The sequence below is a fragment of the Gellertiella hungarica genome (genome assembly GCF_014197145.1).
GTDB lineage: Bacteria > Pseudomonadota > Alphaproteobacteria > Rhizobiales > Rhizobiaceae > Gellertiella > Gellertiella hungarica.
In genome coordinates, this window is the sequence record NZ_JACIEZ010000014.1 from 1 (window position 1) to 14,776 (window position 14,776).

At 59.3% G+C, this 14,776-nt stretch carries 19 protein-coding genes; 14 read left to right on the top strand and 5 right to left on the bottom strand.

Annotated features, from left to right (window positions below; genetic code table 11):
- The first annotated feature begins 211 nt into the window (after positions 1 to 211).
- Positions 212 to 376, top strand: a complete 165-nt coding sequence (locus tag GGR23_RS20850) for a hypothetical protein (protein WP_183368289.1) — start codon at positions 212 to 214, stop codon at positions 374 to 376.
- Between the two features lie 76 nt (positions 377 to 452).
- On the opposite strand, the gene GGR23_RS20855 is transcribed toward GGR23_RS20850, so the two are convergent.
- A complete protein-coding gene (locus GGR23_RS20855; protein ID WP_152508047.1) occupies positions 453 to 1,085 on the bottom strand; it encodes an ATPase in 633 nt (210 codons plus the stop codon).
- Positions 1,086 to 1,097: 12 nt separating this feature from the next.
- Positions 1,098 to 1,265, bottom strand: a complete 168-nt coding sequence (locus tag GGR23_RS20860; protein WP_165222187.1) for a hypothetical protein — start codon at positions 1,263 to 1,265, stop codon at positions 1,098 to 1,100.
- Between the two features lie 173 nt (positions 1,266 to 1,438).
- Here GGR23_RS20860 and GGR23_RS20865 point away from each other — a divergent pair, with 173 nt between their 5' ends.
- Entirely contained in the window at positions 1,439 to 1,786 is a 348-nt protein-coding gene (locus GGR23_RS20865) for a hypothetical protein (protein ID WP_062553350.1), read from the top strand.
- Positions 1,787 to 2,151: 365 nt separating this feature from the next.
- On the opposite strand, the gene GGR23_RS20870 is transcribed toward GGR23_RS20865, so the two are convergent.
- Positions 2,152 to 2,670, bottom strand: coding sequence for a helix-turn-helix domain-containing protein (locus GGR23_RS20870; protein ID WP_183368290.1), 519 nt, complete (start codon positions 2,668 to 2,670; stop codon positions 2,152 to 2,154).
- 724 nt (positions 2,671 to 3,394) lie between these two features.
- On the opposite strand from GGR23_RS20870, the gene GGR23_RS20875 reads away from it, so the two are divergent.
- Genes GGR23_RS20875 through GGR23_RS20895 form a run of 5 tightly spaced genes read left to right on the top strand, consistent with a single transcriptional unit; the run spans position 3,395 to position 5,919 of the window.
- Entirely contained in the window at positions 3,395 to 3,850 is a 456-nt protein-coding gene (locus GGR23_RS20875) for a DUF3846 domain-containing protein (RefSeq protein WP_183368291.1), read from the top strand.
- A complete protein-coding gene (locus tag GGR23_RS20880; protein WP_246365968.1) occupies positions 3,847 to 4,845 on the top strand; it encodes a hypothetical protein in 999 nt (332 codons plus the stop codon). Before GGR23_RS20875 ends, GGR23_RS20880 begins: the two co-directional genes overlap by 4 nt.
- Before the next feature lie 28 nt (positions 4,846 to 4,873).
- Complete coding sequence (locus GGR23_RS20885; protein WP_133676216.1) at positions 4,874 to 5,320, top strand: hypothetical protein; 447 nt, start codon at positions 4,874 to 4,876, stop codon at positions 5,318 to 5,320.
- A gap of 10 nt (positions 5,321 to 5,330) precedes the next feature.
- Positions 5,331 to 5,567, top strand: coding sequence for a hypothetical protein (locus GGR23_RS20890; protein ID WP_183368292.1), 237 nt, complete (start codon positions 5,331 to 5,333; stop codon positions 5,565 to 5,567).
- Between the two features lie 46 nt (positions 5,568 to 5,613).
- Positions 5,614 to 5,919 carry a hypothetical protein gene (locus GGR23_RS20895; protein WP_183368293.1) on the top strand — a complete coding sequence of 102 codons (306 nt, stop codon included), beginning with the start codon at positions 5,614 to 5,616 and terminating at the stop codon, positions 5,917 to 5,919.
- A gap of 183 nt (positions 5,920 to 6,102) precedes the next feature.
- On the opposite strand, the gene GGR23_RS20900 is transcribed toward GGR23_RS20895, so the two are convergent.
- Positions 6,103 to 6,459: a hypothetical protein gene (locus GGR23_RS20900; RefSeq protein WP_246365970.1), complete on the bottom strand. Its 357-nt coding sequence runs from the start codon at positions 6,457 to 6,459 to the stop codon at positions 6,103 to 6,105.
- Between the two features lie 108 nt (positions 6,460 to 6,567).
- On the opposite strand from GGR23_RS20900, the gene GGR23_RS20905 reads away from it, so the two are divergent.
- The 4 genes from GGR23_RS20905 to GGR23_RS20920 all read left to right on the top strand — a co-directional run bounded on the left by GGR23_RS20905 (position 6,568) and on the right by GGR23_RS20920 (position 10,197).
- Positions 6,568 to 8,178: an RcgA family putative transporter gene (locus tag GGR23_RS20905; protein ID WP_183368294.1), complete on the top strand. Its 1,611-nt coding sequence runs from the start codon at positions 6,568 to 6,570 to the stop codon at positions 8,176 to 8,178.
- Positions 8,168 to 9,190, top strand: coding sequence for an alpha/beta fold hydrolase (locus GGR23_RS20910; protein ID WP_183368295.1), 1,023 nt, complete (start codon positions 8,168 to 8,170; stop codon positions 9,188 to 9,190). The genes GGR23_RS20905 and GGR23_RS20910 overlap by 11 nt, the downstream gene beginning before the upstream one ends.
- A gap of 460 nt (positions 9,191 to 9,650) precedes the next feature.
- Positions 9,651 to 9,848, top strand: coding sequence for a hypothetical protein (locus tag GGR23_RS20915; protein WP_052642493.1), 198 nt, complete (start codon positions 9,651 to 9,653; stop codon positions 9,846 to 9,848).
- Between the two features lie 97 nt (positions 9,849 to 9,945).
- Positions 9,946 to 10,197, top strand: a complete 252-nt coding sequence (locus tag GGR23_RS20920) for a hypothetical protein (protein WP_183368296.1) — start codon at positions 9,946 to 9,948, stop codon at positions 10,195 to 10,197.
- Here the strand turns inward: GGR23_RS20920 and ligD are convergent.
- Positions 10,194 to 11,249, bottom strand: coding sequence for a non-homologous end-joining DNA ligase (ligD, locus tag GGR23_RS20925; protein ID WP_183368297.1), 1,056 nt, complete (start codon positions 11,247 to 11,249; stop codon positions 10,194 to 10,196). The two genes, GGR23_RS20920 and ligD, sit on opposite strands and share 4 nt — an antisense overlap.
- 110 nt (positions 11,250 to 11,359) lie before the next feature.
- On the opposite strand from ligD, the gene GGR23_RS20930 reads away from it, so the two are divergent.
- From GGR23_RS20930 to GGR23_RS20940, 3 genes are all read left to right on the top strand, one after another.
- Positions 11,360 to 11,566, top strand: coding sequence for a hypothetical protein (locus tag GGR23_RS20930; protein WP_037094711.1), 207 nt, complete (start codon positions 11,360 to 11,362; stop codon positions 11,564 to 11,566).
- A 679-nt stretch (positions 11,567 to 12,245) separates the two neighbouring features.
- Positions 12,246 to 14,174: a ParB/RepB/Spo0J family partition protein gene (locus GGR23_RS20935; RefSeq protein WP_183368298.1), complete on the top strand. Its 1,929-nt coding sequence runs from the start codon at positions 12,246 to 12,248 to the stop codon at positions 14,172 to 14,174.
- A gap of 68 nt (positions 14,175 to 14,242) precedes the next feature.
- The gene (locus GGR23_RS20940; RefSeq protein WP_052642527.1) at positions 14,243 to 14,422 is read left to right on the top strand and encodes a hypothetical protein; all 180 of its coding nucleotides are present in this window, start codon (positions 14,243 to 14,245) and stop codon (positions 14,420 to 14,422) included.
- The last annotated feature ends 354 nt before the right edge of the window (positions 14,423 to 14,776 follow it).

Genomic DNA, 14,776 nt, shown 5'->3' on the forward strand with positions numbered 1-14,776 from the left:
CTCGAAAGTCATGACACGGTTCCTTCTCTGAGTTGCGCAGAATGATCTTAGCATCTCGCGCGACGGGTTCGGAGGGCCGTCCACATCATCAATTTCGCCGCTGCGCAACGAAATCGGCTCCCCCACGCCCCGCAGGCCGCCTATGGCGGTCATTGACCCAAACCCTCGCTTGTCGGTCCCGCACCTTTGTTTTCATTCAAAGGAGCCGACGATGACCACTTACGACCACATCAACGAACTGCGCGCCGAACTTGCAGCGTCATTCGACCAGGCCGAGCGTCAGCAGATCGCAGCTGAGCTGGCGGCGGCCGAAGCGAAGCTTGCCGAGGAAGAGGCCGCATTCAAGGCATTGATCAGCGCCGAGCCGCCCCACTAGGGCGGCTCGTTCCAATGCCGGCGCGTTGGGTATTATTGCGCTGTTACACGGTACCCTTCATCCAGGGCACCAGCCCCTACTCGATCGCGGTTCGAAGACGGTACGTCTCCCCTACCCTTACGACGTCATAGGCTTCCATAACACGACCTTCGAACAGCCTGTGCAGCGGATTGCGACGATCAACGTCAGACCCGACGATCACGCCAGCACAGACGCGGAAAATCTCCCGGGGCTCGATACCGCTGTTGTCTATCAGCAGCGCCTCATCAGCGTATCTGAGGGCGCTAGACAGCATCCGCAGCGATCCTTCATGGCGCCGTCGGATGATGTCTTCCGGAATGTCGTGGCCGCCCTTCTCTACCCGACGCTGAACACGTTCGATGTTGAGCTCAACTGAATCCAGGGCGACGTAGTAGAGGCCGACATAGTACCCAGTCGCCTGGGCTCGGCTCATCAGATTGATTGACTGTTGGCTGCTCAAGGTGGTCTCAAAGACGAACGACTGCCGGGTCTCGATCATCTCACGGATCTTCATGAGAGCCGCCCTCCCCGCTGCCATGGCGGCTGCCCGGCCATCCCTGGATCCTGTGAGCTGTTTGGCAATCTCATCAGCGTTGACCCAAGCACCGTCGAGCTGCAGCTTGGCATACGCCGATGACTTGCCCGATCCGTTGGGACCGCCAAGAACGATACAGGTTGGCTGGGACAAAGAGTGACGACCTCAGGCGGCAGAAATGCGCTTTCTCTGCTCAAATGTTGCCTGATCCTCGGCCTCATTCTGGAGGTCACGAGCGGAGATCGGCAGTCCCAAGCGACGGCTCTCGGCAATCGCTTCGCGGCCGATCTGCTTCAGGGCTTCCTTGTTCTCGTCAAACTTCTTCAAGAGCATTTGCGGTCTCCTAAGGAAAGAATATAGCGCAGAGCAAGCCCGTCGGCAAATCAGGACTTTCCCAGATGAAGGCGTCAGGCGACGCGATCAAAAGCTGCAGATCTGCTCTTTGCGCGTCTAGAAAGAGGATGGTACCCTTCTGAATCCGTTGCAACGGGAAGGATGATCACGCCATGATAGACGAAGTAGTCGACCTTTCGAAAACGCTGGTTTGGACTGTCGGAATGATCACGCAAGCCGGTCCTGATGAACGTAAGAGAGTAGTCAATGCTTATCGCGAAGCGCAGGACCTGGTTGCGCAGATCCCCAAAACCGACGAAGGCGCACGGCCTCGTATTGTCGCTTGCTTCCATCGCTCGGATAAATACCGCGCTGTCGAAGATATCGCCTGCGTTGGCTGGATCCTGACGGCGATCGAGGAACGCGTCAATGAAGGCGACCTTCCCGATTGGCGAAAGCTTCGCAAGGTCGTGAAGAACGCGGTGAAGCTCCTGTCGGACCCTGCCCCGACGCTTCACTGAATGCAGTCAGGTCCGGCACACATCCGATGGTTAGACATTGCTTTTGGCCTGGTGATGCGGAACGGTTTTGGCGGGGGAAGTCGGTCCCGGCTTCCGCTTCGCGGCGCTATGCTAAGCCTCCTGCGGCTTCCCTTCTTCCGTCAAAACCGTGTCGAGAATTCCCGCTTTCCCGCCCCTGAAGGAGGAGCGGCGCTATGCTGAAAGCTCCGATGTTCTTCATTGTCCTTCTCGGATCTCGGACTGGCGCCGATCGATCCGAGCGGTGCCTTCGCCAGAAGGGGGGGAAGGACGCCGCATGAGCGCCGGCTATTCGCCAATGGCGGCCGGCGCGCGGCGGAAACCAGAGCCAACCCATTGAGTGCAAGTTATGGCGCGGCTTTCGCCGCGCCATTCCCTTTCTGCTTCTCGATCGTCCGGGGCTCCATAGCAAGCACAAGGTCATGCACCATCTTCAAGGCCGTTTCGTCGAGCTTCTGCAGGTGGCCGACCGTTTCTTCCATCAGCTTGTTTCTCTCTGCTTCCTGTGAGTTGCCTTCGGATTGAGGGGGCCGTTCTTTGACGAAAGGATCGAAGAACTCTTCCGGGGTGATATTCAGGACTTCGAAAACGTGGAGCAGGCGTCCGACTGTCATCAAGGAGGAGGCGGTTTCGTAGCGGGCGTAGGTAGCCTCCTTCAGCCCTAGCAGCATAGCGACTTTGGCTTGCGCAAGTTGTCGATCGGTTCGCAGGTCTCTGAGCCTTTGCGCGACAAGCAGATCCAGTTGCCTGAGATCGATGATCTTGCCATTGAGCCGTTTGCGATAAACCGGATGATCTTTGTCTGGGTCTACAACGCGTTCAAGTCCGAGATAGCTTACCCACTGCTCGAGTCCGAAACCTGCCATTGCCACCAACCACACTGGAAATTAATCGTTATTCCTCTGGAACAAATAAAGATGGCACCTCGAAAGTCTACCCTGAATAGCTACTTTAGCGCATCGCTTTGCGACCCCGCTCTATGCCTTCGGCACGGAGCCAGCAGGCGCTGTCTCCGCCCATTCGGGTGATGATCGGTTGCGCTGCGGCTTCGCCTTCAATCACATGCATCTTGGGCAAAAATCGGTACCGACATTTACAGCCTCTCCCGATCGACCCATATTGGCTACTGATCAAGTCAGGTCGTGGCAAGTCTCTAGCCCTTTCTTGTCGCGTGCCTACGGAGGCCGCCCCGCCTGATCGGGGCGGCCTCTCCACTCTCCCAAAGCTCTTCACAGTCATCAGCATCAGGATGATTTGTCCGGTTTACGTCACGATGAAGCAGTGACGCCGGAGGCGTCCTGTCAGTCTCATCGATGAGGGAAAGAGGAGCGCCGCCCCCTCTCCCTCACAAGGGGAAAAAACGGTCTCCCCGTCCTTCCTTCGCGCAGCCTTGGGGCAGCGCTTTGTGCAGGAGCGCCGCTGACGCGCCGCCCCTTCGGCTTTGCCTCGGGCGGGCGAACCCCCTCCGTTTTTATCCCCTTGCCACCCTCTCCCCCGCTGCTCCGCGCGAACTCGGGAACAGGAGCGGGGCTCCTGCCCACGAGGGGCACGAGAAGACCGCTTCGCGGAGTTGGAGAAAGGGTGAGAACTATGACCACAACCGCAACCGTTTACCTCCTGGACCCGGAAGCCGGGACCATTCAAGCCGCACAGGTCGCAGCACCTAGCGCGTTCTCTCAGACCTACGGGCTAATTGGATGCCAGCTTGTCGAGGTAGTGCCATTCGACACGAGCCACGTTCTTATCGTCGATGAGGAGGGTTTGCGCGACGGCTTGACCGCTTTCACTGTCTTTGATGGCTACCCGCAGCCATTGGCTGGAAAGATCGTTCTTGCCAGCCTGGACGGCTCGCATGTCCTACCGCCGCAGATCAGCATTGAGGAAGCAGCGGCCCGCCTGAACGTCTGCAAGCCGGTTCTTGATCCGGTCTTTGCCAAGGCAGACGAGCATTCCCCCAATGGGGTCATTCTGGGCGGCGCTTTGATCGGGTTCCAGACCCGCATCACCCGCACTCACCCAACCGTCATGGCGGGGGTCGTCCGATGATCATCGCTGTTGTCGAGGACCGCACCCTGTCCATTCTCGCCGGAACCTTTGCCGCGACCATCGCGGCGAAGGACATCGAACATAGCTTCCATGCCCTTACTCATTTTCCGGAGCGGCGCACCCTTTCCGAACTGGAAGGGCTGGCAGAGCGCCTGAACGGCTTTGCCGCTTACATGGTGGAGCTGTGGGAGCAAGCAAAACTGCCCCTGCCGGACGCTGAATTAGAGGCCTTTGCCCGCCGTCATGTCGAGATGACCGCCAAGTATTGGGCAGCGGAAGGCCGTTGCATGAACTGGTTTATCACCGGACCTGCCCGCTTTCCCGTCGCCCGCAATGAAAAGCGGATGCGAGTATCAGACGCCCGCCGTGCTGACGTCTCGGCCCATATCGCGACTGCGAAAAAAGCATTGAAGCGCAAGGCGTTTCCCCACGGGACCGATGACGAGCCGATCCGCTCCGGCGACCCGGCAGCCATGCAGCGCATCGCCTCGCGGATCGAAGACCTGGCACTGTCCATCGACCGGATGAAACGGGCGAATGTCATCATTCGCCGGATGGAGAAGGATCAGGCGAGCGAAGCCGACATTCTGGCCCGTGTGGTGGCCGAAACCGGCATGGACGAGGAGAGGGCATCTCGTGGCGTTACCCTTGCCCCGTGGCAGAACCGACGCGGCTTTTCCACCACCAACACCCGCGCCGAACTGCGCCGCATGCAAACCCGCCTCGCATCGCTTGCTGCGATGAAGAAGAGCGGCGACCGCGCCGAGGACGTCGAGACGGAGGCAGGAGCCGTCACGGTCAAGGAAAATACCGACATGGCCCGCATTCAGTTGCTGTTTCCCGGCAAGCCGGACGAACAGACGCGGCGCACCCTGAAATCTCAAGGGTTCCGCTGGTCGCCGTCGCAGGGGGCTTGGCAGCGCAACTTGAACGAGGCCGGACGCTATGCGGCCAAGTGCGTCTTGAAATCGATCAGCGGCGACAGCGCCGCTTGATCAGCCCCGGAAAACAGAGGATCCCCACATGAATGAGCAAATCTTTACAGTCATGGAGTTTTCCGGCCGAGGAGACGCCATGTTCGGCGGCAGTGCCGCCGACTGGAGCCTATACACCCAAGAAGACGGCTCGAACGCTTTCATGAGCGCCGCCGACGCGCAGCGCCGCCAACTGGTGAAAGCCTATTTCCCGACCAAGAAGGAGGCAAGTGAGGCCGGAGAGGCAGCCAGTCAGCGCAAGGGCCTGATTTCGGCCTTGCCTGTTCGGCGTGTTGACGAGATCCCCTATGCGCAATTGCGCTGGATTGTCGGAAACATGCACGTTGGAACCAGCGATGACGACTTGAAAGCCGACATCAAGGGACGCGCGAAGTCGGGCATGACAGAGAATCCCGACCTTCTGGCGCAGGCGTGCGCCTATGCACTGGCAAGCCACCGAGCCAATCAGGGCTTGGTTGCCCATTTCCGGCTGTAGGAGGCGAAGCATGAAAAGCAACGGCCAGCGCCGAAGCGTTGAGGTGTTCGACACGCCCTCCGGTTTAGGAGGGAGCCACACGGTTGAGGTTGTCGAGGACCTTCGAAACAATAAGGTCAAGGTGCGCGTCTGGTATGGGCGCGCCACCGCGGCAGGTTGGGAAGCGTGGAAGGATTGGGACGGCTACCGCTTTGAGACCGACCGCGCCAACCTGACCAACAAGCGGTCAATGCCGCTGTTCAAATAGGACCTGGGCCGCATTTCGATGCGGCCCGACATCAGGAGGGACACCATTGAGCCGCTACACCGTGACCGCGAAAATCGACGAAGAGACCGACGAGAACGTCGTAATCGGCTATGATCCGCCGTTGCGCACCTTCTTTCTGCAGGCGTTTCCCGATGAGGAAACCGACGAATATGCCCTATGGTTCGGGACGCATCTTGAGCAGCACCCAAGCCTAGAATCGATCATCGAGAGCGCGCGCCGTTTTGGCTATGAGATCGAAGGGCTGTCACAGAACGCCATCGTCGCCATGACAAAGGAAGCGGGAACGCCGACGCCGCCAAGCCTTGGCGAGCGGCTAGGATTGGTACGCTGACAATTGTTGGATGCTTTGTTGCGGGGCTGGTTCGGAAGAAATGGCCCCGTAGCCATTTTGGCAGTTGCGAACCTGGCCGCATCGAGCGGGCTGCGGTCCGCCCGAAGGGAGCCCATGCCCCTCCCCTCGGCTCCCCTCCCGCCCGGCATGCTGCCGCCGTTGGCGGCTCTTTGATCATCTCGCTCAGGAGGTTGATCGAACCGGGCGATCCGCCAGCAATGAACTCATTTCCTTGGCGGAAAGCGTGCTTTTTGTCGCAATCAGATAGGCCGCGAGATAGGTCAGCTTCAGGTTGGCTTCTCCCTCTCCCTTTGGCTTGTAATTGATGATTGCCAAGCGGCGTGCCGTCGCTTTTTTCCCCCCTTGAACGGCTGCCGAGTGCTGATCGATCAACTCACGAAGCGAGGGGCCTTCTCCAGTCGCACTACCTGCGGTTTCCGTTCCAACGTGCTTGGACGACAGCTCGTCCGAGGTAAAGCTTGTGCGCAGAGTGGCTGTTGCCCGATGCGACGAACGCGAACTGGATAACGACAGTAGCATGGTGGATGCCTCACCGATCAAGTTGCATTGGAGGGGCTTTAAGACCATTGAACCTGACGAAACGCACGATAGGATGCGAAACGAAACGAAATCCGGGCCTGCAAGTCATTGGAAAAAAACGGTAAGATTTTTGTCGCGCCGCCTAACGACGGAAGCGATTTCAAGGAGCTGTTCAAGCAGATGGCCGCTGCAGGAGCCGGTCGGCCCTTGGGTGATGATGGTTTTCCGCAAGGTCCCTGGACGCCGGAACTGCTGGCGGATGCCATTTCAAAGATCGACTCCAATCGCGGCGGGGTGGATCTCCGCACGGTCCAGCTCTGGTTTCAGGAGAACGACAAGGGCATCAGCACCACCAACATTCTCTGGCTCGCACGCATCTTTGGTTGCGGCGACAAGGAGGCGACGAATGATTGGATGAAGGAGCTTAGTGCAGCGCAAGCTCGCCTGACTGCCAAGCGACGGGGTAACAAGAAGACTGGCGGCGCAGCTACTTCGCGAGTGCCGGACATGCCGGCGCCAGCCGCAAACCAGATTCCGCTAACGCCGGTCGTCTCGGTGGATCTTCAACCTATGTCGACGGAGCGGCCATCTGGTTTGGCGATCAGGACTGAGGCGATTTTCTCTCACGGATCACACTTGAATTTGCCGTCTTCGGTCTTCGCCGGTTCGTCCGCGCTTGGGTTCCTGTCCTATATCCTTGGGATCCACACCATCACCTATATGCGCGAGGACGGTATCGAAAAACAGGTCGGCTTTCTGTGGGCGCCGAACTGGACCTTCCTCTTCATGGTGCTGCTGCCGCTGTTCTTCGCCATAGTCATCGAGCTTCTGGTTTTCTGGAAACATGATGCACGTCCAAGGTTTCTGGCACATGCCGATCGACCTCAAAGCGGGGATGCCTGGATTCAAAACCTGCAGGCGAACTCCCATACCTATTGGGCGGTTTTCCTGATCTGCATCTTGTTTGCCGGCCTGGCTCAATGGATTGGGGTGCAGCTGATCCCGCTGTTAGAACAGGCGCAGGATTTTGCCCCGAGTTGGGGGACGATTGGCATCATACGGCCTGACATAATCTCGACCCCGGCGGCCATCGTCTTCACCGCCCTCGCCTACCTCTATATGTCCGTCACCTTCTACCTGCTCTTCGCGGGCCTGATCATTCTGCATACGATCATCCATGATCTTTGGAAGCTCGATAGCCAAGCGACGCTTCGGATTGATCAGGCATCAGGGCCGGGGGTCAGTGAGGCCGCTCTGAGGATCATGCGGGGGGTGTTCCGATGCACAGTTCTCGTCGTCCTGGCCGCCATCTGCATGAAAGCGCAGAGCGCCTATCTCGCTTCACAAGGCCCCGACATCATAACGTGGATCGTTCGCGATGTGTGGGCTGCCCTCACCAACTACGATGACGGCGATCATATCTTCGGCTATCGAATGCCAACCCACTACAGCAGCCTCCTCGTCGCAATATCGACCTGCAGCGTCTTCCTGTATGGAGCGATCCGGCTGGGCAGTGACAGACGTCTGCGAGCGCCCTTGTGGAAGATGTCTTCCGCGATCGGACTGCTCCTGATCTCGTATCTGACGATCGATGCCTTTGACGGCTTCTCGGTTCTGCTGATTGTCGCCGCATTGATCGCCACATACGGGCTATTTGATCCAGAGTTTGGATCCGGCTGGCGAGCCGGCGATATGGAAGGCGACAGCCATGTTTCATAGCTGGCTCGATCGTTGGGACGAGGGCCGCGCCCAACGTGGCGAAGAGGCCAAGGAGACCACGGACCTCATTCTGGACGCCGATCGTGCATTCCCCGGCATGGGAGCGGCTGAAACGCTAGAGGAGTTCTGCGTACTCGCGGAAACGGCCGCCGCTGATCCGGGTTTCTTTGATCCGCCTGATTCAAGCGACCAAACCTTTGAGCTGCGGGATGGCTGGCTGAAATTCCCTTCGGACATCTCAACGGATGTCGCGGAAAACAACATCGTGTGGGCCAGGATCACGGAGAGCGGAAAACGCGATAAGGCGGTGGTGATCTTCCATCACTGGAACGCCGAAAGTCGGAACCGGCAGATTGCCGGGTTCCTCTCCTGGCAAGGGATCACGGTTATCGAGATCGCCATGCCTTACCACTTGGAGCGCAAGCGCCCGGGCTCGCTCTATGCCGATTACATGCTCAGCGCCAATCTCGGCCGAACGGTGCAGGCCGTCAGACAGGCTGTATGGGACGGGCGCAAGCTTATCCGCTGGCTAAAGCGCGAGGGGTATCGGGATGTTTCTGTCCTCGGGATGAGTCTTGGTTCCTGGATAGCCGGACTGGTCGCGGCGCATGAGACCGCCGTTTCTCGGGCGTCACTCTTCCTCACGGCAGGAAGCCTTGCCGAAATGGTATGGACCGGGCGCGCAACCCGTTCGATCCGGAAGAGTCTCGAGCCGCATCTTGCGCTTGCCCAGCTTCAACGAGCGTGGGCACCACTCGATCTTGAAGACCATGCAGACAGGCTGGCGCGGCCAAGCCTCGAAATTCATGTCATCCTGGCATCGAGGGACACGGTTGTTTTACCGGGCCTGTCAGAACGCCTGCTGAAGCGGCTGCAGAATGCCGGAGCCAGAGTGAGCGTGCTGCGGCTGAATTGCGGGCACTACTCTCTTGGGCGGCCACCCTACATCTTGGGAGCCGGATGGAGCCTGAAGCGGTTTCTGATGCGCAAGCGCGAGGCCGCCCAGGCTTAGGAGCGCTTGAGCGCCGCATCGAGCGGCACCCAACCGCAACGAGGGGAGCCCCCTTCGGCCCCTCCCTTCAAACTCCCCTTCCCCCCTCACGACGGAGGCGCCCCGCAAGCGGGACGGTTCACTGAGGCTTGTTGTCGTTTCCGGCTAGGAGCGTCGACGTGAGCTCAACCACCGCTGCAGCATCACGGCGATGGAGATCCGACCTGGCGGCCGGATCACGATTTGCCGGTTGAAGGCAAAGACGACGGCCGGGGCTACGAAGGCCGCGTTTTCAGGCCGCTCCTTAGTGGCCGTACGTAATCTAATGCTGCGCACAATACGTCGGGCCCCGCCTTGGCGTGCAACCCTAAAGGGTTCTCCTCTCCGCTGCGCTCCGTTGCGATCGCTTCGCGATGCACTCGGCGGTTCCAGCCGTAATCGAGCTTCGCGATTACGCACAACCACTAAGGAGGAACCTCTGATGAAAACGCTCGTAACCTTCTGCCAGAAAACCGGCCGTCGCCTTCGCCAGTTCATCAACCGGCAAATCGCGAAGCTGTCCCACAAGGGCCAACTTCGGTTCTCCATCGCCGTGATGCTTCCGCTCATCGCCAAGGTCGAGTTCAGCTATCAAGTCGAGCTCAACAGCAAGGCCGGAAACGACAACAAGCCTCAGTGAAGCACGGCCGCACCCTGCCCTGCAGGGTGCGGCCTATCCGTCGTGATCCCGAACCCGCGGCCTTGCACGCGCCCGCAGGAAGCATATTTGCTGGAACATGACCGACTTTCCAAAAGCGCCACCCGAAAAGGATGAACGCCGCTACATCGCGTGTCAGATGGCGGTGGAAACTGTTTTGCAGGACCTGGTAGAGGATGCCATGCGCCGAGGTTGGGAGGAGACGGAAGTCCTCTCTGCCATTACAGAGGTTGCGGACAACCTCATGCTGGCGGCGGATGCCAATCGGGATCTAGACCTGCTTCTCGCTGCTCTGAGAAGAAACATGCCCCCGCCCAATCTTGCCGGTTAGGCGTCTCCAACATCGAGCGAATATACTGCCGCTGCGTCTTCAGGGTCGCGAAGTCCCTTGAACGAGGCGTGGCGCAGTTTCCCGTCGGACGTCCATCCCCGGAAGTCGATCTCAGCGATCAGGCCTGGATCTGTCGCGATGCGGGTCTTCTCTTTGAAGCGGATCACCGGCTTGTTCGTTTTCAGCTCGTCGAGCTGCTTTCGCAACGCTCGCGCTTGCTGATGTTTAAAGCCAGTTCCGACACTTCCGACATAGACGTACTCACCTCCTCTGAGAGCTCCGAGAAGGAGGCTTCCAAAGCCATCTGGCATAGCTGACGACAGTTCATAGCCGAGGATGGCAAAGCTTTCGCGCTGGACGCACTTGATCTTAATCCAGTCGCCAGTCTTGCCCGGTCTGTAGGGGCGATCACGATGCTTGCCGATGATGCCTTCCAGGCCCAGCGCGCAAGCGTGTTCGATCAGCCTTTCGGGATCCTCGTTGATTTCCTCGGACAAGCGGATCGCCCCTGTGGCCTCATCAAGCAGATCCTCAAGGATGTGCCGCCGTGCAGCAAACTCCAGCTTACGCAGATCATGGCCGTCGAGGTACATGAGATCGAACGCGAACATGAGCGCGGTTGCAGCCGGGTGTTTTCCGGTCCGGCCCCCAAGCGAGCCCTGCAGCAGCCCGAAGTCTGATCGCCCCATCTCGTCGAGCACGACGGCTTCACCATCGAGGATGAATGTCGCCGGACCAAGAGCGGCCGCCGCTGACGCAATGGCCGGGAATCTTTCCGTCCAGTCAAAGCCGCCGCGTGTCAGGATCCTCACCTTGGATAGCTCCCGGTGGACAGAAATCCGGTAGCCGTCCCACTTGATATCGTAGGACCATTCAGGCCCCTTCGGCGGGCGGTTCTTCAAGACGGCTAGGCAAGGTTCGACGCGATCCGGCATGGGATCGAACAGGAGGCGCGGCTGTTCAGGGTCGCGAGGTCTCAGGCGTCCGCTTCGCAGCGGCGCCTTATCTTCCGTCAGAAGCGGTTTTGGCGGCTTTCGCGGTCCTTTTACCATTCCGCCATTTCAGCAGAGACAGCTTAACAACCCGCTTAGGAAGCCTCTGGACCTCCGTCCGCTTGCTCCATAGGGTTTCGGTGCCCGGAAACGACGTAGGACAGGCACTGGTGGATCAGGCAACCGCCCAGGAGCTGCTGAAGCTCATTCACAGTATCGCAGATCCTTGCGAGGATATCATCGCCAAGGCTGGCGATCTCGCCGGCGATCCGTCCCAACCGCCAGAGATCCAGCAAGCCTCTGCTGACCTGGCTGCGACTGTTGAACAGCTGTTTCAGATCGCCCACTACATCATGAACGCAACGCCCAGGCTGTAGAGGCAAGGAACGGTTTTGCCGGGGGAAGTCGGTCCCGGCTTCCGCTTCGCGGCGCTATGCTAAGCCTCCTGCGGCTTCCCTTCTTCGTCAAAACCGTGTCGAGAATCCCCGCTTTCCCGCCCCTGAAGGAGGGGCGGCGCTATGCTGAAAGCTCCGATGTTCTTCATTGCCCTTCTCGGATCTCGGACTGGCGCCGATCGATCCGAGCCGAGCGGCTAACCGCCGCTATCGACACATTGAATCAAGTTGAAATGGAGAGCTGCCCGAGGAGCGGAGCGCTCATCACTCGGAGCGCAGCGGGCAGATCCATCGTTTTATAACCTGGTGAAGACGGAGAACCGGCGTCGCCGGTTCGCATCCGCAAGGAGCGGCCGGGATCGGCCGCCCATGGATCCTACCCTGTACCGCTCTTACGATAGGTCGCCAATCGCGCCAATGGGCAAGCGCGCAGGCGCTGTCGCTCGTCAGGAAAAACGGCTTTCGCCGTCAAGCCGGCAAACCTTCCGTTTTTCCTTCCTCCCGCCCCATGACCCGATCCGCGTCCTAACGGGAGCGGGCTGCGCCCTCCCCCTTCGTTCCGCCGGATGTGGGGGCACATCCTTCGAAAACGAAGGCAGAGGCTTCGCCCACTAGCGGGGCTTGCTCCCAAGGGAAACGGGAAAAACTGGAGCAAGAGACCATGAGCAACATCATCGCGATAGCATTGAACAAGCTGGACGCAGACCCGAAGAACGTCCGCAAGACTTACACCAAGGAGAGCATCGAGAGCCTGTCGGCCTCGATCCTCGCCAATGGCGTCATCCAAAACCTTGTGGTGCGCAAGGCATCCAAGGGAAGATACCTCGTAACCGCTGGCGGTCGCCGCCTTGCAGCCCTCAATCTTCTGGCCGAACGGGGCGAGATCACGGCTGACTACGCTGTGAATGTCATTGTCCGGGAGGCGGGTGACGCCACGGAATTAAGCCTGACCGAGAACGTGATGCGGGAGGCGATGCACCCCGCCGACCAGTTCGAGGCATTCAGAGCGTTGTTCAATGAGGGCAAGTCAATCAAGGACATCGCCGCCCGGTTCGGGACAACCGAAATCATCGTCAACCGCCGTCTTGCGCTGGCGAAGGTTTCCCCTGTCTTGTTCGCGGCGTTCCGCGCCGAGGATATGACCTTTGAGCAGCTTGCCGCCTTCACCATCACCGACGATCACGCTCGACAGGAAGAGGTGTGGAATGCCCTCCCCTCATGGGATCGCAGCGCCAACACAATCAAGCGCCGTCTCGCCGTGGATGAAGTCCCCGCAAGCGACAAGCGGCTCGCGCTGATCGGCGGGTTAGAGGTTTATGAGGCGGCTGGCGGTCCAGTGCGCCGCGACCTGTTTGCCGAGCAGGGAGGAGGCTTTGCATGCGATAGCGGCTTGCTTGAAAAGCTGGTTGCCGAGAAGTTGGAGGTCGAGGCGGAAGCTGTGAAGGCCGAAGGCTGGAAATGGGTCGAGTGGTGCGCTCAGCAGCCGGATAACATCTATCAGATGGCCCGGGTTTACCCGCAGCGCGTGGACCTCAGCGACGAGGATCAAGCCAAGCTTGACGCACTGACTGAGCGTTATGACGAACTGGCGGCGCAGATCGATGCGGATCAGGAGGATGAAGGTGCAGAGGCCGCCTTGTCCGCCGTCGAGCAGGAAATCGCCGTCCTGCAGAAGCGCGAAGAAGCCTATCGCAGCGAAGACCTCGCAATGGCAGGGGCAATCGTCACAATCGACCATTGGGGCAAGTTGTCGGTGCTGAGAGGCCTTGTCCGCGACGAGGACAAGAAGAAGGCCGAGGCCACGGAAGGGAAGCAAGGCGGGGCGACCGAGGAGGCTGACGGCGCTTCGAAATCTACGGGGCTGACCCATTCAGCCGCATTGATTGAAGACCTGACCGCTCAGAAGACGGCGGCACTTCGTGTCGAGCTGGGGAACAATCCCGACATTGCGCTTGTGGCGGTCGTCCACGCGATACTGCTCAAGGTGCAGTACCGTACGGCATGGGGCATTCCCGGCCACCAGAGCGCGCTTGAAATCTCTGTCACCCATGAAGTGCTGGACGGTTCGATGAAGCGTCCCGCCGAGAACAAGGCCCTTGAGGCGTGGGGAAGCCTTGAGGAAAACTATGGGCATCGGCTTCCCGGCGATCCTGCTGACCTTTGGGAATGGCTGATGGATCAATCACAAAGCGAATTGTTGCAGCTTCTGGCCTATGCCGCCGCCCATTCCGTCAATGCGGTTGAGAAGAAGTTCAGCAGTCGCAGCCAAGCGCTGGCCCATGCCGACCAGATGGGCCGCGCATTGAACGTGGACATGCATGACTGGTTTGAGACTACGGCGGAAAGCTATTTCAGCCACGTCAACAGGCCGACCATTCAAGCCGTTGTTGCCGAGGTGCGCGGCGAGGATTTCGCCGCGGGTGTCGGCAACATGAAGAAGGGTGAGGCTGCGGAGTATGCCGCCAAGTCCATCAAGGACAGCGGTTGGCTTCCGCCTCACGTTCGGATCGCGTCTGACCCCGACGCAGAGGGTGAGGCTGAAACCTCAGAGGACAAGAACGAACACTCGTTCCCGATGGCAGCGGAATAATCCCGCCGCTGCTTTCCGCCGGTCACGTCCTCCAGCGTGACCGGCTACCCTATTCCAGAGGACAAGCCATGCTTGATTCCGTACCTGATCCGACCCTTGCCGCCGAAAGCTGCTGCCAGCTAATCAACGCCTACCTGAACGATCCGGAGCATGTTGATTGGGATGACGTGCAAAAGGCACTCGATACAGCGCTAAAGGCCTTCGATCTGCCACCGACCCACTTTGAGGAGGCTATTCAGCGCGGCTGAGTTTACTGCAAGATCGCACCTTAGCGCCCGCTTTGGCATCGAGCCAATGCGGGCGCTTTCGCAGGTGCCTGGGAGGCAGAAACGTATCGGGGGACGGCACATCAGGCCGCTTGTTGAGAGGAGGCCCGCGCCCCCTCCTCTCAAACTCTCCTCCCCACCCGGTTGAATTTCCCCAACAATAACGGGGGGTAAATCCTACTCTGGAAACGTTCCAGATTTCAGTGTGAAGAGAGCGAAGACGCGGAAAAGCATGCTAACAAATTGAAACGTAAGCGCTATTTCAGATGTCGGCTGAACCGGCGCAGCAGCGCGGAAATGTGTCAACTTGCATCAATCCGGTATCTCAGGCTACAA